This is a genomic window from Levilactobacillus andaensis, from assembly GCF_016861695.1.
In the GTDB taxonomy this organism is placed as follows: Bacteria; Bacillota; Bacilli; order Lactobacillales; family Lactobacillaceae; genus Levilactobacillus; species Levilactobacillus andaensis.
In genome coordinates this window covers 1-25,618 of sequence record NZ_BOLP01000005.1, presented here as the reverse complement: position 1 = coordinate 25,618, position 25,618 = coordinate 1, and the positions used below count along the sequence as shown (strand labels likewise).

The following is a 25,618-nucleotide window of genomic DNA, read 5'->3' as shown; positions in this document are numbered from 1 at the left end:
TAGCGAGTAACTTAGCGTCTTTTTGCCGCAAGTTGTCTTCGCACTTAGCTGATGATAACGGATGACCACAGGCAGCAGGTTTCGTTTGAACCTAATAACCGCCTTTACTCACACGCTTCAAAAAAAGAGGCAACCCTTAGGTCAACCTCCATTTTTCACTCATATTCTAACTGATTTTAGACCAAAGTCAAAATAATTTGACCTATTTTGACCAATTAATTTATGCCTGTTGTTCGGCGAGTTGGGCAATCTTGATCACAACATCGGTTGCCTTTTCCATGGTCTGTTCGGAAACGTACTCGAAGCGACCGTGCATGTTTTCCCCACCGGCAAATAAGTTTGGCGTTGGTAAGCCCATAAAGGAGATCTTGGACCCATCAGTCCCCCCACGAACAGGGAAGATCAGTGGCTTGATGTCGAGTTCTTCCAAGGCCTGCTTAGCCAAGTCAACGACCGTCATGTCCTTCTCGATGACTTCACGCATGTTGTAATACTGGTCCTTGATGGTGACCTGGACCCGTTCTGACCCGTATTGCTTGTTTAGTTGGTCAGCAACCCCTTGGAACAACTTCTTGCGGTCTTCGAAGACCTGACGATCGTGGTCACGGATGATGTAGCTCAGGTGGGCCGAGTCGACCGTGCCAGTCATGCTGTACAGGTGGAAGAAGCCTTCCCGTCCTTCGGTGTTTTCTGGCCGATCATGTTCCGGCAATGCGGCATGAAAGTCCATCGCAACTTGCGAAGCGTTGACCATGACCCCTTTAGCTTCGGCCGGGTGAACGTTGGTCCCAGTGACTTCGACCTGCGCGTCAGCGGCGTTAAAGGTTTCGTATTCCAATTGTCCCAGTGGACCGCCATCGACCGTGTAGGCAATGTCGGCACCGAAATCTTTGACGTCAAAGTGGTCGGCACCAGTCCCAATTTCTTCATCGGGGCCCAGGCCAATTTCGATTTCACCGTGCTTGATTTCTGGATGCGCCAACAGGTATTCGGCAGCCGCCATGATTTCAGCGACCCCGGACTTGTCGTCGGCACCTAATAGCGTGCGGCCGTCCGTGGTGATCAAGGTGTCACCCTTGTAGTTTTTCAAATTAGGGAAAACGGCTGGGTCCAACGTGTACTTCCCAGCTTCATCGAGCTTGATGACGGAACGGCCGTCGTAGTTTTCGACGAACTTAGGGGTAATGTTTTCGCTGTTAAAATCAGCCGTGTCAAAGTGGGAAATAAACCCGATCTTCTTGACCTGCTTCGTGGTGTTTGCGGGCAGGGTCGCGTAAACGTAGCTGGATTGCGCGTTGATGTGGACGTTGTCCAGACCAATCGCCTTCAAGTCCTCGACCAAGCCCTCAGCGAACTTCGTCAACCGTTCGTTAGAGGGAACGGTCGTTGAATTCGGGGTGGAACGGGTGTTGACCTTTACGTATTTTAAAAACCGGGGAATCAAATTTTCATACTTTGCCAAAATGAATCACTCCTCAATTAAATTAACTTACAAATTTAGTGTACGCGTTTTCGCGATTAAAGAAAAGTAAACGGGTCAGTGTTTAGCGCGGACGGGACTACGGTAATCGGCCAATCATTTTCCTGCGCCCATTGCTGAAAGAGTTGTGTTAAGTGCGGCTTGCAGATACTTTCGATGTGGTGGCCGGGGTCGATCACGTTGAGGCCGGCCGCAATCATGTCGTGGCCGGGATGATAGGAAATGTCGCCCGTCACGTAAACGTCGGCACCCTTCGCCAAGGCTGTTTGATAAAATGGCCCACCGGAGCCGCCCAAGACGGCAACTCGGCTAACTGGTGCATCTGGGGTGTGGCTGATCAAGCGTAGGCCCTTAACGTTGAAGATAGTCTTACACTGTTCAGCAAAGGCCTTGACGGTCGTTGGCTGAGCCAGCGTCCCGATGCGACCCATCGTGATCTCCGAGGTCGCCGTCGTGCCGTTGCTAGGAACAAGGCCGGTCACATCATGCAGGCCCAATGCGGCGGCTAACCAATCATTCATGCCACCGGGGGCACTGTCCAGATTCGTATGTGCCCCGTAAACAGTGATGTCATGCTTCAGAAGGGTCGCGTACATTTGATTCTGCGGCACCGCCAAGTCGAGGTTCTTCGCCGGGTGAAACATCATCGGGTGATGGGCGAAGATAAAGTCTGCCCCCACCTCAATGGCTTCGGCGACCACCTCCGGGCGAACGTCTAGCGTGACCAAGACCTTGTGGGCCTCGGCATCCAGACTACCCAACTGCAACCCGACTGGATCGCCGGGTTCTGCCCAGGTTTTCGGGGCAAACTGTTCAAATCGATCAACTAACTCACGCACCAACACGTTGCAAGACCTCCTTGATCTGCTGAATCTTTGTCTGTAACTCGGTGACTTTGGCCGCCGGAACCTCATGGGCCGATTCGACCTGCTGGAGAACTTCTCCCGTCCGCGTCAATTCCCGCTGCCATTTGGCAATGAAGATGTCGTTGTGCTCGGCTAATAGGTACGGGCCAAAACGCAGCGTTTCTTCGTCATACTGCTCGGGGTCGGCTTTGCGGTCAGCCACGAGGATTTCGTAGGTGTGCCCATCCTCAGCCACAATCTGTTCCGCCACCAGCTGAAAGCCGTGCGTCATGAGAAACCGCCGCACGGTCATTTCACCCACATTGGGTTGCAGAACTAACCGGGACACACCGTCTAAACGGTCAAAGTCCTGCGTCAAAATCTGGGTGATGAGGGCGCCCCCCATCCCGGCAATGGCAACCGTATCAATGTGGTCACCGGGCTCGATAGCTTGAAGGCCGTTGGCTAAGCGCGCGGTAATCTGGTCGCTCAACCCCTCGCGATTGATCTCGTGTTCGGCATTCTTAAAGGGACCGGGAACGACTTCGCCGGCAACACCGCCAACGATGACGCCATTCTTCGCTAAATTCACGGGTAAATAGGCGTGATCGGTCCCAATATCGGCCAACCGGGCCCCCTGCGGAACGTAACTGGCAACAATGGCCAGACGTTGTGAAAGATGGTCTGCATCCATGAATAAATCTTCCTTTCTGAAACTGGTTTTTAGGTTTTGTTTAATGATTATGCTTACTTGAGCTGGTCGCACTGCGGCTGCCAGGGATTCCGCCTGCTGTGGGGACGCTTCGGATTGTGAAGCGGTCCTCTCGCTCGCTTTTAAGCCGCGAAGATCACGCGTCTCAAAAGTCGCCCATAGTGGTCGCTGTCAGCGACCACTATTTCCACGGCTGGCTACATCCCTGGCCTCCTCCGGCTTCGATTGATATTTTCAATTACAAACGTTAGAACAGTAAATTCATCGAAGTTTCAGCAAGTCTTTTCAGTTTTACCGATTGCATCTGTTTAAGCTGAACTTAGTACATTGTGCCATTACCCTCTAGCTAGACCAGACGTTCATCTGGCAAGCTATTATGTGACCCCAACGACTGGTTTAGCTAATTTCTGTACTGACGGCATTCACCAACTTCAAGTATAAGCTACCACAGCGGAATTGGATAGCAACAAATTTTCTCTAAACAAATAGGTGCCAGATCCGTCCACTCCAATGTGAACGTTCCTGACACCTACTTTTGATGATTGACTGACAATTTGATTAAATAACACCCGCCAGCTTCTGAAAAACAACGTTTACACGAAGAACAATCAGAGCCGGAGGAGGCCAGAGATGTAGCCGGCCGTGGAGGTGGTGTTAGCTGGCGTTTTTTGACAGCTTACACCACGGGCGACTTTTAAGACACGTGGTTTTCGTGGCTTAAAAGCGAGCGAGAAGACTGGTGTTCTTCCAGTCTGAAGCGTCCCCACAGCAGGCGGAATCTCTGGCAGCCGCAGTGCGGTCAGCCCCATCTCTTCTAGTTAGTCTTTCTGGTTCCGTCGTGTTTGTGGTCGGTCGGCATCCTCGTCATTGACCGGTGCATCCCCCATTTTAGAATATGGGTACGGATACGTGATCTTCATGACGGCTGGCATCACGATTGGTAACAAGATGACCAGCAGGATGATCCCGATAATGACGGCCAACGCAATCTGGATCAGCGTCATGACCCCGGACGGAATCAGTGCGGCAAATGTCCCACTCAAAATGATCCCGGCAGAGATGACGACGGTCCCAATCACGGTCGCGGCACGGAGCATCTTATCACTCGTCGCGCCCGGTTCGTGTAAGTACTCACGATACTTGCGCATCAGGAAGATCGAGTAGTCGACCCCTAGGGAAATCAGCATGACAAACGTAAAGAACGGTGTGTTCCACGTCAGCATGCCCGTTCCCAAGACCGGCTTGACCAACCAATGGACGATGGTCAACGCTCCTGAGTAAGCGACGATCAGGATCCCTTCGATCACGATCGGTTGAACCAACGAACGGGTCACTACCATTAAGGCGACAAAGAGTCCAGCCAACATGATAATGACGGTCCGCGTAAAGTCACTGGAAGCCATGTCGTTGATGTCATTGGTCTGCGAGGTGTTCCCACCAAAGGCGACCTTGGCCCCGCTGAGACTCGTGCCCTTCAGTGAGCCCGTGACGACCTTCTCCAGTTTAGGTAACCGGGCCATCGCGGCGGCCGAACTTGGATCGTCATCCAAGACAACTGTCAGCTTGGTGATCTTACGACTTGGTGACATGTACGTGTTGAGGGATTCCTTAAACGTACTCCCGTGCAATTGCTTGCTAGGGATGTAGAAGGTCTCGACGGCCGCAGACTTTTGCAGGCCCTTCAGATAAGAGTTGGCGGTGCCGACCCCACTGGAGACTTGTGTTAAGCCACTCGATGCCGACGTCAGGCCCTTCCGTAATGCCGTGAGTTGTTTGCTCATCGCGGCTAATTTTTCAGCCATGGTCTGGTTACCGGCAGCGACTTGACTCGCGCCAGAGACCAGACTTGGCATCTTGCCGTTAATGGTAAACATGGCACTCGACAACTGGCTCGTGGCGCTGGCCAATTGGCTGCTCTGCGAACTAGCCGATTGTAGCGCCGTTGTAGCCCCCGGCAAGACCACGTTTGACTTCTGTGCCAATGTCGCAACGGCACCTTGTAGCGTTGCCGTTGAACTTTGTAACGATTGCAATTGACTGGCCACACTTTGATCGGCGGCACCAATGGCACTGGCATCGCTACCGATCTTAGTCAGTGAACCGGTCAATGACGCTTTCAGCTGGTTCTGGGCAGCTGTCTGTTGTTCCAGCACGCCCGCTAAAACCTGCTTTTGCGCAGCAGACAACGGTACTCCTTTGGCACTAAAGGCCGCCGCCACGGTGCTAGCACTGACACTTGGCAAATTACCAACGCTGCTCTTGATGGTCTGTAGCTGCGTGGCAATGTCCTTGGTCTGGGTTCCAATGGTCGTCAATGAACTTGTGACACCACTGGTACTCGTGGAGCTAGAGGAAACTTGCTGGTTCAACTGTTGAATAGCGGCGTTCAGTTGTGGCAACGCGGATTCCAGTTCGGCCAATTGAGCGGCCTGTTTGCCACCAGAAGCCGAAGAGACCTGGCTGTTTAACGAGTTGACCCCGGTCGACACCTGGGCAATCGCAGATTGTAATTGACTCGTCCCCGTGCTAACTTGTTGGGCCCCGGAAGCCAGCGTCTTTGCGGACTTCACGGAACTAGCAACGTTTTGCTTACTCAATTGGCTATTGGCCGACTTCAGGCCCTTATTGACCTTGTCGACACCCTTTTGGGCCTTCACTAAACCACTCGTTACCGTGCTCATTTGATTGCGGACGTAGAGCGCCTTAATGGCCTTGCCCCCAGGCTGGGTCGCAGACGCCACCGTCTTGACGCCCGTTGACCCTTGTAACTGCTTGGTCAGCCGGTCAATCAGCAACAGTGATTTTTCGTTGTCTAACTTATGATTGCTTTGAATGTAAATGGTCGTTGGTTCAGCAGTCCCCTTGGAGAAGTGACTCTGAACGATCTTGAACCCTTGCTTAGCCGGCACACTATCGCCAATTTCAACTAAGTTATCGTAGTCCAAGGTCCCATGTGACGAAAGCGCCAGCGGAATGAACACGATACCGGTCACAATCAGCGTGATGATTGGCCGAATCATGGCGTGCTTGGCCATGCCGTGCCAGAGGCGACTGTCACCTTCACCCTGGAACTTCTTGATGGGCCAGAACATGTGTGGTCCACAGATGGCCATGAAAAATGGGTTCAACGTCAGGAGCACGGCCAGCAAGACCACGACCCCCACGGCGATACCAACGGCGGAACGGTACAAGGAGAAGTTGGCAAAACCCAGGACACTCATCCCGATTAAAACGGATAAGCCGGAGTAAAGGACCGTCCGACCCCCAATTTTAATGGCTTCCTTAGTCGCTGTGTACCTGTCTTTCCCCCTGGCAAGGCGCTCGCGGAACTCGTTATAGAGCAAAATGTTGTAGTCGGTCCCAATCCCAAATAACACAATGACGATGAAGACTTCGGTAAAGTTGGAGAATGGGAAGTTGAAGCGATCAACCAGGTTGGCCACCACAGAAATCGACGTGATGACAGAAACCCCGACGGTCAACAGTGAGAATAACGGCGTCACTGGTGACCGGAAGACCAACCAGAGAACCAGGAAGATAAAGATGGCCGCAATGATTTCGGTCTTCTGGACCCCGGCCTGCGTGGCGTCCGAGAAGTCTTGGTTCAAGACATCGGCCCCGGTCACGTAGGTCTTCACGCCACTGGTCTTCGCTAGCTTCGTAATTTGCGAGCGAATTGACGAGACGGAATGGCTAGAACTCTTATGCACGTTCAACTGTAACAGCTGGGTGCTCTTGTCCTTAGAAACCAGCTGAGAAGCGGCCGTTGAACTATCGCTGGCCGCCGTCATTGATCGAATCTCATATTGGTCCTCATGACTTTTGATTCGATTAATGGTTTTATCGATTTGTGTATTTTGACTCGCGGTCAACGCTGAATCGCCGTTGTTAAAAACGACGACGACCGCGGTAGTTCCCCGTTGCGAACGACCCCACTGTTTTTGCATGTTGGTTGCTCGCGTACTTTGATAACTGCTAGGCACGGTGATCTGCCCCTTATCAGCCACCAATTTACTCATGTTAGGAATCGTTAGGACGGCTAGCATGACAATCACTAACCATCCTAAAACGTTCCAAATATAATGTTTATTCATCCAACGCACGGTGAAGTCCTCCTTTGGTTCATTTGTTTACTTAATTTTCTATTCTGCTGAATGTTGCTTGATCCACGCGGTCCAATCCAGTTGGAGGGGTTGGCCCGCTGAAAGTGGTGATATCTGACCGATTGAGAGGGTGGCTAACTCCTGACGATAGCGTTGTTCCGCATCGCCGAAGACGGCCAGCGCGTTGGCAATCGGTTGTTGGTCCTTTAAGTCAGGAAGATCATACATCTTCATAAATTTTGGCTTTTGATCAAAGCCGAAGATCTTTTTGACGAGCCCTGTATTCTTGACGAACGGCACGGTCCCTTCGATGGCGTCGAAGACATCGAGTAACGTAATTTGATTGGGGTCCTTCGTTAAGACAATCCCCCCATCACGACCGGAAACAGTCTTAACAATCTCAGCACCGGCCAATTTCTGGACGATTTTCTTCAGGTAACTCGTGGAGATCCCTAAATGTTCCGCAACTAAGCGGCCATGGAGAGGAACATTTCGATCTTGAATCCCAAGTAAAGCAACGATACACAGCGCCTGTTCTAGGCTAGGTTTTGTTTTCATGCGACATCTCCTTTAAGCCAAAAGCATTGAAAAGCTTAATTATTAAACGTGATACATTATATCCCCTTTACCTAGCATTTCAAGGTTTTTAACCCAATAAATCAAAGCTGCTTCGACTATTTTCTTATGTAAACGGTTACGCCGTATATAGAATCGGTAACCGTTGGGATAACCCATTACTTTGCGTTATTTAATTGGTGTCAACTAACCCGTGCCAGAATCTTCTGATTGTTAGATTACTCCATTTCTTCAAAAAAATAGAAGAGCCCAAGCTATCACACTTGAAATCTTCCAATTCTGTCTTAACCACTACATAGTCATGTAGTGCTCTGTTAAATTGCCTTTTTTAAAACTCGGATATGCTCTGTATCAAGTAAATTATTTTTAATGATTGCTTTTGCTTCATCACGTGTCAGTAGGTCCAGCATCCTTACTCCACCCACCTGATTTAAAATTTTATTGGCATTTGAGTACGAATATCTATTTTCAATCATTTTATGTTCTTCTGTCAGTTCCTTAATGGCCTCAACCACGCCTAATGCTAATTTTTTATTGGCAACGAAATTACTTGAGAAAAACGCCACTGCATTTCCACGGTAAGAATTATTGACAAAGTATTCCACCAAATGAAATTTATCATTCGAGTTGTCATCATCAATTAAATAATATGCAATCCACCACAGAATTGAAATGTTGTTAATGAATAATGAACGCTTTTGCCCATTATTAAAAATTGTCCTACTCATAATACTTGTATCTTTTCTTTGAGGACCTAGTTCTGCAAGCTGCTTCAAATGATAATCCAAATAATATGTGCTCTCCATTGCGACCCATAGCTTTTCACTTTCCGCCTCTACGGGTGCTAAGAAGCTTAAAGACGACCAAATGCTTTTGATATTTTCAATAGTAACTGTACTATCAGCTGTATTGTTTGAAATCAATGGTTTAAAGTCAAAAAATGTGTCAGTTTCAATAACATTTTGTGGATTGGAAAAGATTCGTTCGATTTCCTTTTTATTCCCAAGCTTATAAAGCTCTAAATACTCTTCTTCAAAGTCTACTTTGAACTGATCCAAAAATGTATCTGATACATATTTAATTCTTTCCTTCATCAAATTCACCTCTTTCATTGTAAAACATCTCAAACGCGTTATCTAATGGGCAACCCAGCAAGACTTGTGCTATCTTCATAGCATCCTCCTGCATGAAACTTTCCTCGCCATAGTTCAGTTTCTTTAACTTGTCTTGTAACGCAGAATACCATTCCTTATCCTCAAAGTCCTCGCCACGTTGAACCTCACTAATCACGTGACTTAGAGCTGGTAGAACAATAGTCACCATAAGCAATTGCTCTTGGCCTTTACTACTCTTTGAAAGTAACTTATATAATTTATGCGTTTGTTCAGGAAGACGAATGTAAATTACATCACCATCTGTATCAACGACCATAAATTTTCCCTTAGTAGCAGATACTCTCATCATTGACTCAACACTAGGCTTATCCTTATTGCTTACGCCGAGGGTAAGCTTTTCGTATGGACAAAATGCTAAAATATCACCTTTATCTAATGAGGCCACTTTATAATCAGAATCGTAAAATTCAGGATTAAAATTCTTGTTTTGATAGCTACCGATTTCCTTACAGGCCATAATCACCATATTCATTTCAATATCTCCTCCAACTTCACTGGGGTCGATTGAAATAATTATTTTGTCTTTGTTACCTTCTACCGGAAATAGTTTTCGATAGCTTGAACTTATGCCTTCTACATGAACTGCATAGACAGCTCGCTTATTCTTAATCAGATTTCTCAGTCCACTATCATCCAAGGTAAATGCGACTTCTAAGTTCAACTGGTCAGAAGATACCTTCTTTTCTCGCCATTTAGTAGAAAAACTACTTCCAATATAATCATCCGTAACCGAGCTCAGAACTGGATATGGAAACAAGTCAGCCTGTAATTTCATTAACAACACCTTCCATCTTCATTCTTAATTTACTTCCCACCTGACAATCAATTTTGACTATCTGCCCCTTCTTCATCTTTTGCAATATAATTTTTCCGTCATCAATATTCACTTCATTTGTCTCTGATTTGGCATCTTTAGTCATAACAGAATAGCTTTTCCCATCTGCTCCAATATATCTCAACTCAAGCTCTGCCAATTTGATGTTTTTATCAGCTTTTAAAACCAGTTTGTATTTTCCCTCAACATAATTCAATTCGATAACTTTCATTCTCACTTTGTCACTAACACTAGTTCGTTTTTTCCTTTTGCTTGTTTTTTTCCTTCCACTACGAGAAACAGGGCGAGAATTGCTGTTTTTATTTGAGTTATGACTGTCTTTTTCTTCATCACCAGACTCTTTTAAAATTGCTTCTATTTTTTTATCTTCCCAATCGTTATCAGAAACTGGTACTGTCTTTGGTAAATCGTGCCTAATAATTTGGCCAGTGAAGATATTTCGAATTCCCTTATCAGGTTTTTCATTTTCACCATCGTTGTTTAAAGGTAACAAATTCTCGATTCCAAATGCATCTACTTCATCACCATCTGCACTATCAAAAGTATTTTTTATACATTCTTTATAAAAATGAAGCAAATCAATTAAGAACTTGCCAGCCTCCCTCTCTTCAGAACCACGTAAGCGAGTAGCACTCCAATTATCGTGGTCCGCACTTTCTAACTTCTTTAAATAGGCATTTAAGCCCTTCCCAGTTGCTTGGAAAACCCCAGAAAAGTTAATATTTCCGTTAATGCGATTTCTTTCATAAATTTTCATTCCGGCTTTTCGTGTCTGCAAAATAGTTCTGTTGGCTGGCTCATGTTCTAAGAGCATCAATGTAGCATCAGTGGTTTTATTGATAAAGCTATATTTTAAGAACCGTTCATCAAGATTTACCTTAACCGTATTCTTATCCACTAACACACTATAAAAATTATGCATTGTTTGAAATTCATTGACTATTTCTCTATTACCATTTTTTCTCACCCAATTATGCAATGCTTCAATCTTACCGGGCAATGTCTCCTTAGAAATTTCCTCACCACAGACATCCACATCCAAATGGCCACCATAAATCGATACCATAAAATTATTGAGGGTGGCAAACAATATTTTCTCCTTCAAGTTATCAAATGGTCTTAACCCTAGAACAAACACATCCGTTCCAAATTCTTTGTCTGCTAGATTACGCTTAGGCTGACTAAAAGTCATCTGCTTATCAATAACTCGCTTCTCAGGATCATAGAAAGAAATACTATCCTGCGTATAGTCATCAACTGCCTCACTTGGATTGAACAAATACGATACAAAGTTCATAACACCTGCAGAACGTTCTTGCCCATCAACTGCTAGTGAGTTATAGAAAACCATTCTCAGGTCTGAGGCTGCAAAAGGCGCAGCCTTGCCAATCCCTTTACTACCTGCAGAGTCGTCGGAGTCTTTAACTGAATAGGATTCTCCTAGAACTAAAGATTCGTAGTTGTTGGTGTTAAGTCCTTTAGTATAAAAATCACTGACCCCTAATACTTGTATCTCATCCTTCTCAAGCACACTACCAAAGGAAGTTAAAAATTTAACAGTCTCGTCATCTTGTTTCTTCTTCCAAAATTCAATGGCCTTCGGCAAAATATCTGCTTTAATTTGGTCCACCCCTGGAATCATCACTGTCTTTAAGTTAAAAACCTTGTATACGACTTTTGTTCGATTGCTTACGTCATCATTATGCGCATCAACAGAGTTTTGAGTAATCTCACGAGTTAAAGACGAAATTACATCATCCATAAATCTATCTTGACCAGCATTATTGCTTCCCTTTACCTTCAGCCCCCTAGTATGTACAACATCCCATTCAACTTTGCTCATCCTTTTCACCTTCCTTTTGAAAAACTAAATGATTTATTCTCATTCCCCAACTCATCATCATACTTCTTTTTAGCTTGTTTTAATTCCTTATCAATAGCAGTGAACATCTCATTGACCTGCTGATCAGAATACTCATAATTATTTCTGTTGGCCAAATTCCCAAGTAACCGGATTCGACTGATAGCATCATTAGTTCTTCGTTCTGCTAACCTTCTGAACTTATCTTCTTTAGTCTCATCACTCATTATTCTCACCTTTCAATGACTATATATTATTTTTTTGTTCTCAGCAATCATACTATATAGTCGAAATGTAGTCAATATATAAATATTATAAAGAAGATTATTAAAACGTTTGTAAAACAGATAGATACATTAAACGTATTTAGACTAAATTCTATTTTAAATTAAAATATAAATTGACAGTGAATTTAATCAAACAATTTTATTGGCAAAAAAATCCCACCACAACCATTCAGTCGTAGTGGGATTCTCTAATTTTTCTATTCCAAGAAGTCTTTTAATTGCTTGCTCCGTGATGGGTGGCGTAACTTGCGCAGCGCCTTGGCTTCGATTTGACGAATCCGTTCACGGGTCACACCGAAGACCTTGCCGACTTCTTCCAAAGTCCGTGTCCGGCCATCGTCCAGGCCAAACCGTAACCGCAAGACGTTTTCTTCACGATCAGTCAGGGTGTCCAAGACACTTTCCAACTGTTCCTTCAGTAATTCGTATGCGGCGTGGTCAGCAGGACTCGTCGCGTCTTGGTCTTCAATGAAGTCACCCAAGTGAGAGTCATCTTCTTCACCAATTGGCGTTTCCAAAGAAACTGGTTCTTGCGCGATCTTCAAGATCTCACGAACCTTTTCCGTTGGCATGTCCATTTCGGCCCCAATTTCTTCAGGCGTTGGTTCCCGCCCTAAGTCTTGGAGGAGTTGCCGTTGAATCCGGATTAATTTGTTAATGGTTTCAACCATGTGCACGGGAATCCGAATCGTCCGTGCTTGGTCAGCAATGGCCCGTGTAATGGCTTGCCGAATCCACCAAGTGGCGTACGTGGAGAACTTAAACCCTTTCCGGTAGTCGAACTTTTCGACGGCCTTCATCAGACCCATGTTCCCTTCTTGGATCAGGTCCAGGAATTGCATCCCCCGACCCACGTAACGCTTAGCGATGGAAACGACCAACCGTAAGTTGGCTTCCGCTAATTCTTGCTTAGCTGCTTCTTCGCCCTTTTCGATTCGTAAGGCCAAGGCAACTTCTTCATCGGCCGTTAACAGGTTGACCCGCCCAATTTCCTTCAAGTACATCCGGACAGGGTCGTTGATCTTCACACCACTTGTGGTCGAAGCTTCCTTTAATTCCTTCTTCGAAACGGCCTTTTGGGCTTTAACGGCCCGTGGGTCTGGCTCACCCTTCGCATCAACCACGCTGATTCCGGCATCGGAGATCGTTTCGAGTAACTTATCCATTTGCTTGGCATCCAACGTGTAAGGGGTCGCAACCTTATCAGACAGGTCATCATAGGTGATGCTGCCGGCCTTTTTGTTATCCTTAATTAAGGCACGCACCGTTTTGTTGTATGCTTTTTGGTCAAACATTGGTTGATCTTCTGTGGTCTTTTTTGCCATTAAAATACCCCCTATTAAACTTGCTTGTTCGCTTGTCGCTGGCGTTCGAGTTGAACGATCTCAACGACGAGTTGCCGTTGTTGCTCGGCGTCCCCCAACCGGGAAGCTTCCGTCAATTGATTTTTCTTTAACCGGAGCTGCTCCTCGATTGGGGCTTCATCCATAATGACTGCTAAATAGTCATCGATCTCCCGCGGGGTAACCGCCGCGTAAGACTTGGTCTCTAGCGTAATAACGAGCTGTTGTAGGCGGTCTTCTTGAATAAAGTCCGTGAACTGAGCCGTCACATACGCCTGATGCGTTTGGAAATAACCCTGGGCCAAGGTATAAATAACTTGATAATCGTCGTGAACAAAACTAAAGTCCGGCATGGCCGTGACTTGTGCCCAGACGTTGCGGTCGTGTAACAGCCGATACAGTAGGCCCTGTTCCGCCCGTTCTAGGCGAGTGAGGGGCCGCTGTTGCTGATGCACGGTGACCGCGGGGCTCGCGGCGGGAACGGGCGCCGACTGCTGTTGTTGCCGCGGTCGCTGCCGTTCCTGTTGGGCCGCCGTGTCACGCTGTACCTGTTTTAACTGGGCAACCAGCGCGTCCTTGTCGAGCTGAAACTCCGTGGCCAACTGATTGAGATACATGTCGAGTTCCACGGGTTCTTGGACCTGAGCTAGCAGTGGCATGGCCTGGTTTAAGTAGTCCAGCCGCTCACTGTCCGTATCCAATGCCCGGTTACGCCGCAAATACCGCAAGTGGAATCGAATCGGGGTTTCCTTCGCCGTTGTCAGCATCTGCTTGAAGGCATCGTTGCCGTGCGCCTTGCGATACTCATCGGGATCTTGGCCCTCCGGCAACTGAATGACGCTGAGCTGCAGGTGACTGTGTTGTCCCAATAACGACAAGGCCCGTTCGATGGCCCGTTGACCAGGCTCATCTCCATCGTAACACACGTTGAGCTTATCCGTCGTGCGTTCGATCGCATAAATTTGCTCGGTCGTCAGGCTGGTCCCCATAGAAGCGATGCCGTTCAGCACCCCAGCTTGGGTCGCCGAAATGACATCCATGTACCCTTCAAACAGGGTGACCTCACCGGCTTGCCGAATGGCGGGCCGGGCAAGATCAAAGTTAAACAACAACCGACTCTTGGTGAACAGCGCCGTTTCCGGACTGTTCAAGTATTTCGGTTGGTCGTCGGCCTTCTTTAACAGCCGTCCCGAGAACGCCGCCACGTGCCCACTGGCATTGCGTAAGGGAAACATGACCCGTTCGGTAAACCGATCGCGTAACTCCCCGTCCGCATTTTCAATGAACAATCCCGATTGGCGTAATAGCTGGTAATCGCTCTGTCGTTGGTCGAAGAATGGTTTCAACAGCCGCTGACTCGGCGCAAAACCCAACTGATAGGTCTCAATCGTGTCATCAGTGAGGCCCCGATCATGCAGGTAATCCAAGGCGGGTTGCCCCACCTCGGTGTTGACCAAAATGTGATGATAAAGCTTCGCTGCTTGTTCGTGTAAGGCAATCAACTGGCCCGTCTTGGAATCCACGGCCGGTGCCGAAGCATCCTGCCGGTATTCGCTAGCCAAATCGACGTGACTAAAATCAGCCACCTTCACCACAGCCTCGGGAAAGCTGATGTGCTCGAGTTCCATGAGGAATTTGAACACGTTGCCCCCGCGACCACAACTGAAGCAATGGAAAATCTGTTTGTCCTCCGTCACGGAAAATGACGGGGTCTTTTCCTCGTGGAAGGGACATAGGCCAAATAGGTTTTTCCCGGATTTTTTGAGTTGCACGTACTGACCAACTACATCTGCAATGTTAGTCGCCGTCCGAACAGTTTCAATCACTTCTTCGGGTATCTTTGCCAAGCCATCACTCCCTCACCTGCGCGCCCGTAGCCTTGAAAAGTCGCACCCCGGAAACCCGAAAAGTGCGACTCTTTAATTGGAATTCGTGCGCAAAAATACACTATACATATTACTCCTATTACGGCCGCTGTCAACTTTTAAACCTCGCTAGTAAGCTCCGCCTAGCAACAGGAGCACGAGACTGGCAGCCAGTAAAATTCTGCCGCCCGCGACTAACCCCCGCTGAATGAGCGGATAGTTTCCCCTTAAGGCTGGCGGCACATGCACTCCGTCCGGCGGCCAATAGGCAACCGGCAAGGTCAATGCAAAGCAGATTAAGCCGCCCCGACCAACCGGATTAGCCATCGCGGTCGCGCCCAATGCCTGAGGAAAGGCCAGCAGGATGCTCGTGAGCAGATCAAACATGAGATTTAGGTCCAGCAAAAATGCCTGTCGTTGCCGCCAACTTATCTGTTTTAATAATACCGTTATGACGACCAAGAATAAAGCAAGTCCCGTAAAAATAACAAGCAGCCGCAATGACCGTACCGGTTGCAGGGCACGCCATGAGAGTCCCAGAATTTGTGCGACCCATGCTAACACGAGTAAAACCCAGCCTAATGCTTGAAGCAATCGGAGCCTTTGCGGCGTAAAATTTAGTAATAACATGGTACTCACCAAGCTTTTTTCTGACAATTTCTTCCTATAATGAGAACTCCTACACAATTCTGCAATCAAATGTACTTGATAAGTTAAGCTACACGGCGTGGTGGATGGCGTGGACTGAATCATCTTCTTTATCCCGGTGTTAGCATGAATTTATACCGTTAAACTAACTCCAGTTGCCAGGTTGTGTTCTGTTCACAACAACTGCTGAAAGCCTGGTGCACTTGACATCTTCGGCCGAGTCGATGACAATTTTACGTTCATCTTCCTAATCGACAGAAAGCAACTATGTAAGCCGAGAGGTCGCCAGATATGGGCTCAGGCGCGTCGTTCTGCTTAGTTGACGGTGGTTTTCCGTCGGCTTAGCAGAAGACCACGCTTGAAGACTCGTGATTTTCGAGGCTTCAAGTTGTGTCCGCACCGTTCCAGCCCATATCTGGCGGCCGGTAAGGCGAAGGTCATCCTAGGTTGCCTAATTCACCTACCAATATCGGCATTATACCAAGCTTAAATCGTGTTTAGATACTTTCATCCCTAGCCATCATGAGGCAACCAACCCCATCATTTTCCCCAACCAGCAAAAAAGGAACCACTCCGCAGAGCGATTCCTTCATATCATATGACTTACAGATGACCTATTTAACGATCAATTGGTCCAAGTCGCCCAAGGTCAACGCTAAGGTTGCCAAGTGGCTCAGTTCAGTTAACCGGTTGTTCCGAACGGCATCATTCTTGTCCATGACCATCGTGGCTTCAAAGTAAGCCGCAATCGTTGGTTGAATGTCAGCCAGGCTAGCGTACAGGGCATCCAATCCCTTGCCAGCGGCGGCAGCGACTGTAGCAACACCCTTGTCCAGTTCGCCTTCGCTGTCATTTTCAAACAGCTTAGCATCCACCGTGCCGGCAGCCAATTCAGTTGGGGCCTTTTGGGCTAAACGGATCACCCGGGTCAAGGATTCGATGACTGCCTTGAAGTTGTCGTCGGCAGCGTGGTTAGCCAAAATTTCAGCGGCCGTGAAGATCTGTAAGACGTCACTGCTGGAGCCGGCGGTCACGGCATCGATGATGTCATGCCGTTGCTTAGCAGAACGCAAGATCTTCCGAATCCGGTCCTTGATGAAGGTCACCAGCGCGTCGATTTGACTAGCTTGGTCAAGGTCTGGTGCCACGTTAGCAGCCCCTTCAGCGGTGATAAAGTCACCAGCCAATTCAGCAACTGGCAAGGACCACTTCTGGTCACGCGCAATCCGCACGATCCCGGTTGCCTGACGCCGCAAAGCGTAAGGGTCGTTGGAACCACTAGGAATCATGCCAGCAGCGAAGAAGGTCAAGATGCTATCAAATTTGTCGGCTAAGGCCAAGACAGCACCAGGGATGGATTCTGGTAAGGCACCATCGGCTGAGATTGGTTCGTAGTGTTCGCGAACGGCTTGGGCAACGGCTGGGTCTTCACCTTGAAGTAAGGCGTACTTTTCACCCATGACCCCTTGGAGTTCGGCGAATTCACCGACCATCCCGGTCACCAGGTCAAACTTGTAGATTTCGCTGGCCCGTAAAGCGGCCTTGGTTTGGGCATCGTTTAAGTCGAAATGCTTAGCCAAGACGCTCACGATAGCCTTAACGCGATCCATTTTTTCGGCCATCGTGCTAATCTTATCGTGGAAGCTAACGGACTTGAGCCGTTCCACGTAATCGGCGATGGTCTTCTTTTGGTCTTCCGTGTAGAAGAACATGGCGTCTTCCAAACGCGCTGTCAGGACCTTTTCGTTCCCGGCAACCACGTTTTGGAGGTCGTGGTCGTTCCCATTACGAACGGAGATGAAGTTAGGTAAGAGCTTGCCGCTGGCATCCCGTGCGTAGAAGAAGCGTTGGTGGTCACGCATGGAGGTGATCAGGACTTCTTCGGGGATGGTCAGGTATTTTTCATCGAAGCTACCTTCAAAGGCAGTTGGCCATTCAACCAGGTTGTTGACCTCTTCCAGCAGGCCGGCGTCAATGTTGACCGTCCAGCTGTGGTCGGCAGCAATCTTTTCAATCTGTTGCTTGATCAACGACTTGCGCTTATCGGCATCGGCAATCACGAATTGAGCGGTTAAGTCGGCTTCGTAGTCGGCCGCCGTGGCGATATCGATGTCGGAACCTAAGAAACGATGACCGCGTGTGTTGCGACCGGTCGTGACGTCCAGGATACTAAATGGAATCACGTCGGCATCTAACAATGCTACGATCCAACGAATTGGCCGGATGTATTCGAAGTGATGCGTGCTCCATTTCATCATGGTTGGGAAGGTCATCGCCGTAATAACGTCCTTCAAGCCAGCCAAGACAGCGGCAACGGGTTCACCGGCAATAAACTTGTCGACGTAGACGTATTCGGTTCCCTTGATTTCCTTAAAGGTAATGTCATCTGGTGTCAAGCCCTGACCACGGGTAAACCCAATGGCGGCCTTTGACCAGTTGCCATCGGCGTCTTGAGCGATTTTCTTAGCGGGGCCCTTGACGGATTCGCTGATGTCTTCTTGCTTGTCGGCTAAGCCACTGATTTGAATGGCTAAGCGCCGCGGCGTTGAAAATGGCTTGATGTCGTCATAGTCGACGCGTTGTTCCTTTAAATAGTCGGCCGTACGCTTGACCAGTTGCTTGATAGCTGGCGTCACCACGTGGGCCGGCATTTCTTCTAGTCCAATTTCAAGTAAAAATGTGTGTGCCATTATTTTTTGGCCTCCTCATCGTCTGCTAATAGTTTTGCACGTAAGGTGTCATCCTTGATCAATGGGAACCCACGCTTCTTCCGTTCAGCAACGAAAGCCCGTGCCACGGCGCGCGCCATGTTCCGGATGCGAGAGAGGTAACCGGCCCGTTCAGTCACGGAAACGGCACCCCGCGCATCGAGCAGGTTAAAGGTGTGGCTACACTTCAAGATGTAGTCGTAGGCTGGGTGAACCAGACCATTAGCAATCTGCTTCTTGGCTTCGTCTTCGTATTCGTCGAAGTGCCGGAGCAACATGTCTTGGTTGCTTTCTTCGAAGCTGTACTTGGAGTGTTCGTATTCGGGTTCCTTGAAGATGTCGCCGTACTTAACACCGTCGGCCCATTCCAGGTCAAAAACGGAGTTGACGTCTTGGACGTAGGAAGCCAACCGTTCCAAACCATAGGTCACTTCGGAAGTGACGGGATCAACTTCCATCCCCCCAACGACTTGGAAGTAGGTGAACTGGGTGATTTCCATCCCGTCTAACCAAACTTCCCAACCAACACCGGCACAACCCATGGATGGGTTTTCCCAGTTGTCTTCAACGAACCGAATATCATGTTCGAGCGGGTTGATGCCGAGTTCCTTCAAACTGTTCAGATAAAGTTCCTGAATGTTATCGGGTGAAGGCTTCATGATCACTTGGAACTGGTGATGTTGGTATAACCGGTTGGGGTTTTCCCCGTAACGACCATCGGCTGGTCGCCGGGAAGGTTCAACGTAAGCGGCGTTCCAAGGTTCTGGTCCGATCGCCCGTAAGAAGGTGTAAGGACTCATCGTCCCGGCCCCTTTTTCAGTATCGTAAGCTTGCATCAGCATGCAGCCCTGTGCGGACCAGTACTGTTGTAACTTTAAAATGATTGCTTGCATGGACAGTTTTTCTGTCATGGGTGCTGTTTCCTCCTTAAATTTCAAACAAATAAGCGCAAAAAAATCCCCACGAGAATTCACCGAGGCAAATTCACGTAGGGACGAAGTTTTAATTTCGCGGTTCCACCCTACTTCTAGTCACAGACTGACTAGCAGCTTACTTGGAAACGACTCCGAATGTGCCAACCCACAGCACTTGCTATCCGGCTAACACTACCCCGGACTCGCTGAGAACAACCACTGCGTTTTTCATTCATCATAATCGACTTATTTAACTGAGTTTTATGATAGTCGTCTGGGGTGGGGTTGTCAATGGATTTAGGGGAAACGGTGTCAATCCTTGTTGGCAGCAGCTGCCGCTTTCATTTGGTCTGTCCGATGCCGCCGAAGATCACTGTATTCTCGTAAATATTTAAAGGGAAATGGGATGACGGTGTATTGATTCAACCGGACAAATCCAACCTGCATGAGTGATTCCAAATCATGGAAAATTTCGTGCACATCTTCCTTTGGCTGTTCACTTCCAATCGCCACAATTTTTTTCAAGGGAATCGCCCGCTTCTGCTGGGCTTCTAGCGCGTTATTGCGTCCAATGAAGTAATAGGTACTTCCAGCCAATTCAAGCAAGCCCATCCCACAGGTTCCTGTCCAGTATGCTGCGTACGTCTTTTGCCGAATAGGCAACTTTAACCATTGACCCTGAGCCTGATGAAATGCGGCATTGAACGCTTTCATGGCGTTCTTTCTCCAGGTCAGCTTAAGAGCCATTCGCAGCTCTCTAATCGACAACTCGGTCTTCTGTAGCTGTGTGAGTTCGGCAATCAGTTGTTGCTGCTGCGACGCATGTTTCTGGTCGATAACTAACCCCCGGGCAACCGTCAACAGATCCTGCCGGCTAACTAAATTTTCTTCACTGGCCGAGCGCAACTGAGCAGCGATCTTTTCTGCATCTGGGACCGTGATCAAATTTGTACCATAGATGGCAAAGAGGTCTGATTTGCTTTGAATAGCCCCCTGTAACAGATAGGGATTTTCTCCAGTCACAGCTAAAGTTCTTTTAACTGTTTGCTGGAGCTCAGTTGCGGTAGAATCGTTGATTTCGCCTTTAATATGCGTCTCTTCAAAAATCAATCGTTGATCAGGTGTAATGGTTAAGCGCGTCACAACAAGGTTTAGCGGTTCCGTCCGTTTGCTCAATCTATTGAAAAACAAATACTTAAAATGTCCAGCGGTGTCAGCCTTCACAACTGTAGGCAACCGTAGCTCACAGACCGAAATATCCCGTTTAACTAGCAGCTGGACTACCGTCATCAAGAATTGATTGTTCGCCATCAGATCGACTTGCTGGTCACCCTGCCACTGGTACTGCTGTTTGTCCGCATCAAAGTCCCCAAATTTCTCAAAGGTTAAATGTTGAATAACTTGATCATTACAGCCAACTTGATAACGTGGGTCCTGCTCGTCCATCACGACTTGCAGATTCAATCCCGTCACAGCCTGCTCACCGACTGAGACTGTCACCCCTGCCTGTACAAGTTGGGGGCTGGTCCGGACTCTATCCGCCAAATGTGCGACTAACGCGCGAATGTCTGGTTCGCTAGCATCGCCCATCAAATGTAGGTTCTGACCTTGTAGTAACGCTATCACCTGATTGATTGCTGGTACCTTGGCTTTGGGCGAATAAGCCATCACCTCACTGGCGTGAAAATGCGGCAACTGGCGGAAACAATCCCCGTACACCTGCTTGAGATCTTTCAGGAGGGCATTTTGAAGGCCCACCTTGGTTTGTGTGAAATCAGCCAGTGCCCGCAGCGTAAAGAAATCAATCGCGTTTTTCCGGCCATGAACATGATGTTGGTCCCACAGCTTTTCGGACGCCGTGGCTGCCCACCTCAAACACCCGTCACTGACCAAAAATCCCATTTTTTGTGGTGCCGACACTGGTTTAAAGGTCCGCGTGCGTAATTGTAAAATATGATTTTTTAAGTCGACCTCGACTGCAACCAACGTTTTTTCTGTTTGTCTATGCACTAATAACAAACGATCAGTGGCTCGCTGATTTCTGAGTACGAGTTGGTCATCAAACTGACACTGTTTGACTGCTTTGAGCATGAGCATAACGATTGTATCCGGGGTGATTCTCTGCTGGATAGCTTGCTGCAGGGTCAAGATCTTTTGACGAATGTCAGTCATCTGTTGCGGGATTGGCTGTTTTAGTGCCATCAACGCTAAATACCGACTGGGACCAACTGCCTTGCCAGCCTGAGTATCGTACTGTTTAGCCAACTTATGAATCGCTAAAACTGGACAAGCATCGAACCAACTTGGTAGTTTGCCGGGATGGTCCGTTTCAACCAAAATTAACCGTAGCCGCTGATTAAAACCGACCTCATTGAATTCATAGTCCACTAGATTTGTCAAAGCTATTGGCACGTTATCTACCATTTAAAAAATCCCCTATCATTTTTTCCTGTTCAGACGTCAAAGCAAGCTTTCCCTGTGCATCTAACAACTGCGGTACCTCCATAATTTGTCCATTACGCGTTATTTTCGGCACAAATTTTTGGGTCCCGGCCGTTTCAATCAAATTCACGATGAGGACCCGCCGACTGTGTAGCTTTTGCACATCAGTCATACGATCCAATTTGTCTTGCACATGCCTGCGTTCCGCTATAGCCGATTGGCCGTGAGGATGCCGCCAATTCTTAAAATCAAGATAGACGTGATCCGCCGTTTGAAAATCAAAGAGCTCATGATTACCTGCAGGAAGCGTCCTGAGCTTAACCGCCCAGTGGTCTTCAAGAATAAGTTTACCGGCAACCTCGCCAAGTATCCCCGAGTAATTGTCAAACTGAACTGGATTGACAATAAAACCAGTCTTCTCCCAGATGGTTGCCCATCCATGAGAATTGAAATATGCTTTCATTCCTGGATATTTCAGCAAGATAGGCAGTCCCGCCGAATCGGCGGAAATTTCTTCCGCCCCACGACCATTCACACCAAACGTAAAGTTCTCACCGGATCGGCCAACCTGATACTGGATCACATCGTTGTCTAAATAGGCGCCCTCTGGTTTCTTCTCCCATTGGTGATACTGATCAAATGTGGGTGTAGGATGACATAATAGGTGCTCCCTAAAATCTTGATACCGTTTAGCAACCTTGGTATCCGTTTGAAGTTGCCCTACCATTTCATTAATTGCCTGCTGTGTTTCTAGAGTTCGGTTAGCCCACCGTTCAAACTGAATCTTCTCGTTTGTCTGAACCGAATCTGCAGCTTCTCGTTGCAGGTCGCGAATGGCCTGAGCTTCAGGCCCCAACTGGTAGTCAGCCAGCATGGACACGTTAAAGTAGTTCCGGACATCTGTTCCCAGAATCACGAGTGTTTCTGGCAATTTATTAAATGACCGGTCCATCCGACCGAGTGCTTGCAAAACAACCTGCGTATGAGCACCAACATAGCTAATCGTGTTCCGAAATTGTTTGGCCGGAACGCCTAAGCTTTGCTTCTTAGCATGCTTACTGATATCCAGGAGTGAGACCTCACTATTGTCGGCCAAGCTCAGCAATTCATAGCAGGCACGAATCCACTGTACCTTACTTTTTTCGGTTGCCACTTGTGGAACCATGGTAAAAATATTTGTGACCCGTCCCAAATAGATTCCGGATAAATCCACCATCTGACGCCGTAGATCATTCGAATTGGCATCAACCGGAGCTATATCAACTGTCTTACCCGTCTCAAGCATTCCGATGTTGTGTTGGAGGTTTTGACCAACCCCCAAAGTGGCATACGAGCTCAGTAAGTACATCCGTGTCTCCTTTTGGGCTGGCAGCTCGAGTGCGGCCGTAATTTGGTCGTCAACTAATTGCTTATCTGTCGCGAACTTTTTGGCAATTGGTCGTAATTGTGGCTGATGCGGTTCACCGGTACACAGTAACTGTGACAGTAATTTAAAAACCTGCGTCACAAAATCCAGTGACATCTGAATTTCATTTTTTTCCCCTTTTATCTTAGGCAACACGCTTTGTAATCCCAGGAAGGTCGTCTTATCTGGAAATTCCAGAAAACAGATAAAACTCATGAACAAATCCAAATAGCGTTGCTGAACAAACGAAACCAGTTGCCGTTCAGCATTGTTCGGATAAGCGCTGTGAATCCCTTGCATCTTCTGTTTGACCAGCATATCGAGTGTTCTTAATTGTTCCAGCTGATCAGGGGCCAAGACAACCTCAGGGCACAGTTTATGAATCAATTGGAACATGCATTCGCCACTCTCACCAGAAACCTGTGTCTCAGCCGTTTCCTTGACAATCACTTTAGCCCCATTCGCCCGACAACGTCGACTAGTGTCAAATTGCTTCTGGACACTTACAGGTAAATCCGCCAAGCCATCTATGAGTCGGTCGCCTAACTGCTCACGAATAAAGTTAAAATCGAAATTGTTAATCACCGTATCAACCTTAACCGTTGCGGACATGCCAACCACTATCCCACGTTGAGCCAGCTGAATGAGAAACTTTTCTGGAGTTTCTTGGACTAACGCCGCACTAATTTTTGTTCGATTCAAATGGGCATCACTATCTGTTAATGCAACCAGTTGCAGACCATTTCGTTGCAGGTAATGGCCGCATTGACCATCGGTTGTAGGCTTAACCGTTTTACGGTATTTCAAGGGCGTCTGATGATACATACCAAGTACTAATTTCTTTGAGTCAGCGGATAGCCACAGACAATCACAAATTGTGGCAATCGCATCTTCTAACTCCAACCGATTCTCAATCGCCAGTCTTTGTGCGTTAACTTGTTGACAATATTTCCCAGCCCAATCAGCCAGCAGATGAACAAAGCTACTGAAAAAAAAGCTCATACTTTGAATCATTTGATAAAATTTTAAATCATTTGTCACAATATGTTGTCCCGACAGAACAACCCGCCTCCCCGGAAGATCGCGGTGGCTCCACCACCCGTGACTGCTGCTAATCGTGAGGCTGTCCAAATTAAAGATAAAATTAGTCGCCGTTATTGCATCAATCGTTTTATAGTCCTCCGTTAATTCATACTGCGCGGATAGATAGTTGACCTTTTTCTTTAATTGGCTAAATTTTCCCTGCTGGCGCAACACAGACATCACATCATCCGGTCGCTTCTTTTGTAGATTATTGACGCCACTTCGAATTTCCCGAAACAACGACAGAAAGTCCAATGGGACCTTCGTTGCGTCATCAATAATTTTATCGACCAGTTGTGACTTCATCTCATCAACTTCATCTAAAATAACTGTGGCATTGCCTAGACAACCAGTGGCAGTGACCGGGATGGACTGTTGACTGTAGAACGACGGAAAGGTCCGTACAAACTTTGCCCACGTGAGCAACACCAACCGATATTTTTTTAAATTGATTTCGGGAAAATATTGATTCAAATAGTGTGCTAAGTCCGTCTTGTCTGCATTGACATACTCCTCAAGCGTCACTTTATCTTCTTTCGTCATCGGGTCATTGAACATTAATGTTTGTCGCAATACATTGATGACTTCTCTTTTAAATGCTACATAGGCCAATTTTAAATTTTGAAAATCATTGCGGCCTGCCAGTGACTGTTTCTCTGGCTGCTGATTATAGCGTTCATGATAGGTTTGCAAGTTACCTAAAGCTTGTTTAACATCTTCACTTACTGATAGTTCTGGTGGTAATTGACTAGTACTAACTTCGCCCGTTGCTTCCCCTAAGGCACGTAATACAGCGACAGTTCGGTTGAGATAGGCTTCACGAGCCGATGAAGTCTTAAACGCCCCATTTTTATGCTCAAATTCATGTGCAATTGCTGCCCGAAAATTTTCAATATTCAAATTGTTCTTTTTAACGGTGACGAAAAAAAAACGCCTATCAGTAGTGTCGACAACCGTTTGACTAATATAGTGAATAATTCCGTACGTCTTCCCACTACCAGTTGGTGCTGGAACGGTCACCAAACAACCAGGGTCGGCTACCGTAATCATCCGCTGGGCTTTACCAAGGATTGCTGAAAAATTTAATTCGGCCATTTACTCACTCCTCCACTTATATATTTCTAAAGTTAGCAGTGCGTAAAATGCCTGTCAATATGCTTTACAGTCCTGATACAAAAGCCTTTCTAAGACTTTACATACATATTAAAAGGCACATCCACCAGCTCAATCTGAGCAGTTGAATGTGCCTCAAAAATAATGGTTCTATGATATTTGGTGTTGATGGAGAAATCCATCGACACCATTTTTGCATAAAAAAAGAGGCATATCACCTCTG

At 47.4% G+C, this 25,618-nt stretch carries 16 protein-coding genes; all 16 read right to left on the bottom strand.

Features of this window, described 5'->3' with window-relative positions:
• Positions 1 to 220 precede the first annotated feature (220 nt).
• The 16 genes from pepT to JUF10_RS04700 all read right to left on the bottom strand — a co-directional run bounded on the left by pepT (position 221) and on the right by JUF10_RS04700 (position 25,377).
• Entirely contained in the window at positions 221 to 1,462 is a 1,242-nt protein-coding gene (pepT, locus tag JUF10_RS04775; protein WP_203641111.1) for a peptidase T, read from the bottom strand.
• A 56-nt stretch (positions 1,463 to 1,518) separates the two neighbouring features.
• Positions 1,519 to 2,325 carry a Nif3-like dinuclear metal center hexameric protein gene (locus tag JUF10_RS04770; protein WP_203641110.1) on the bottom strand — a complete coding sequence of 269 codons (807 nt, stop codon included), beginning with the start codon at positions 2,323 to 2,325 and terminating at the stop codon, positions 1,519 to 1,521.
• Positions 2,312 to 3,019: a tRNA (adenine(22)-N(1))-methyltransferase gene (locus tag JUF10_RS04765; protein ID WP_203641109.1), complete on the bottom strand. Its 708-nt coding sequence runs from the start codon at positions 3,017 to 3,019 to the stop codon at positions 2,312 to 2,314. The genes JUF10_RS04770 and JUF10_RS04765 overlap by 14 nt, the downstream gene beginning before the upstream one ends.
• A gap of 836 nt (positions 3,020 to 3,855) precedes the next feature.
• Positions 3,856 to 7,131, bottom strand: coding sequence for an MMPL family transporter (locus JUF10_RS04760; protein ID WP_236008168.1), 3,276 nt, complete (start codon positions 7,129 to 7,131; stop codon positions 3,856 to 3,858).
• Positions 7,132 to 7,179: 48 nt separating this feature from the next.
• On the bottom strand, positions 7,180 to 7,698 hold the full coding sequence (locus JUF10_RS04755; protein WP_203641107.1) for an RrF2 family transcriptional regulator: 519 nt from the start codon (positions 7,696 to 7,698) through the stop codon (positions 7,180 to 7,182).
• Between the two features lie 332 nt (positions 7,699 to 8,030).
• The gene (locus tag JUF10_RS04750) at positions 8,031 to 8,810 is read right to left on the bottom strand and encodes a DUF6339 family protein (RefSeq protein WP_203641106.1); all 780 of its coding nucleotides are present in this window, start codon (positions 8,808 to 8,810) and stop codon (positions 8,031 to 8,033) included.
• Complete coding sequence (locus JUF10_RS04745; protein WP_203641105.1) at positions 8,794 to 9,666, bottom strand: hypothetical protein; 873 nt, start codon at positions 9,664 to 9,666, stop codon at positions 8,794 to 8,796. Before JUF10_RS04745 ends, JUF10_RS04750 begins: the two co-directional genes overlap by 17 nt.
• Positions 9,650 to 11,569 carry a hypothetical protein gene (locus JUF10_RS04740; protein WP_203641104.1) on the bottom strand — a complete coding sequence of 640 codons (1,920 nt, stop codon included), beginning with the start codon at positions 11,567 to 11,569 and terminating at the stop codon, positions 9,650 to 9,652. The genes JUF10_RS04745 and JUF10_RS04740 overlap by 17 nt, the downstream gene beginning before the upstream one ends.
• A 5-nt stretch (positions 11,570 to 11,574) precedes the next feature.
• Positions 11,575 to 11,814, bottom strand: coding sequence for a hypothetical protein (locus JUF10_RS04735; RefSeq protein ID WP_203641103.1), 240 nt, complete (start codon positions 11,812 to 11,814; stop codon positions 11,575 to 11,577).
• A gap of 257 nt (positions 11,815 to 12,071) precedes the next feature.
• Positions 12,072 to 13,205, bottom strand: coding sequence for an RNA polymerase sigma factor RpoD (rpoD, locus tag JUF10_RS04730; protein ID WP_373301290.1), 1,134 nt, complete (start codon positions 13,203 to 13,205; stop codon positions 12,072 to 12,074).
• Between the two features lie 8 nt (positions 13,206 to 13,213).
• Positions 13,214 to 15,064 (bottom strand): DNA primase, encoded by a 1,851-nt coding sequence (gene dnaG / locus JUF10_RS04725; protein WP_203641101.1) that lies wholly within the window; start codon positions 15,062 to 15,064, stop codon positions 13,214 to 13,216.
• A 147-nt stretch (positions 15,065 to 15,211) separates the two neighbouring features.
• Positions 15,212 to 15,712 (bottom strand): hypothetical protein, encoded by a 501-nt coding sequence (locus JUF10_RS04720; RefSeq protein ID WP_203641100.1) that lies wholly within the window; start codon positions 15,710 to 15,712, stop codon positions 15,212 to 15,214.
• Positions 15,713 to 16,344: 632 nt separating this feature from the next.
• Positions 16,345 to 18,420: a glycine--tRNA ligase subunit beta gene (glyS, locus tag JUF10_RS04715; protein WP_203641099.1), complete on the bottom strand. Its 2,076-nt coding sequence runs from the start codon at positions 18,418 to 18,420 to the stop codon at positions 16,345 to 16,347.
• Positions 18,420 to 19,349, bottom strand: coding sequence for a glycine--tRNA ligase subunit alpha (glyQ, locus tag JUF10_RS04710; RefSeq protein ID WP_203641098.1), 930 nt, complete (start codon positions 19,347 to 19,349; stop codon positions 18,420 to 18,422). Before glyQ ends, glyS begins: the two co-directional genes overlap by 1 nt.
• Before the next feature lie 315 nt (positions 19,350 to 19,664).
• Entirely contained in the window at positions 19,665 to 21,776 is a 2,112-nt protein-coding gene (locus JUF10_RS04705) for a hypothetical protein (protein ID WP_203641097.1), read from the bottom strand.
• On the bottom strand, positions 21,766 to 25,377 hold the full coding sequence (locus JUF10_RS04700) for a hypothetical protein (protein ID WP_203641096.1): 3,612 nt from the start codon (positions 25,375 to 25,377) through the stop codon (positions 21,766 to 21,768). The genes JUF10_RS04705 and JUF10_RS04700 overlap by 11 nt, the downstream gene beginning before the upstream one ends.
• Positions 25,378 to 25,618 lie beyond the last annotated feature (241 nt).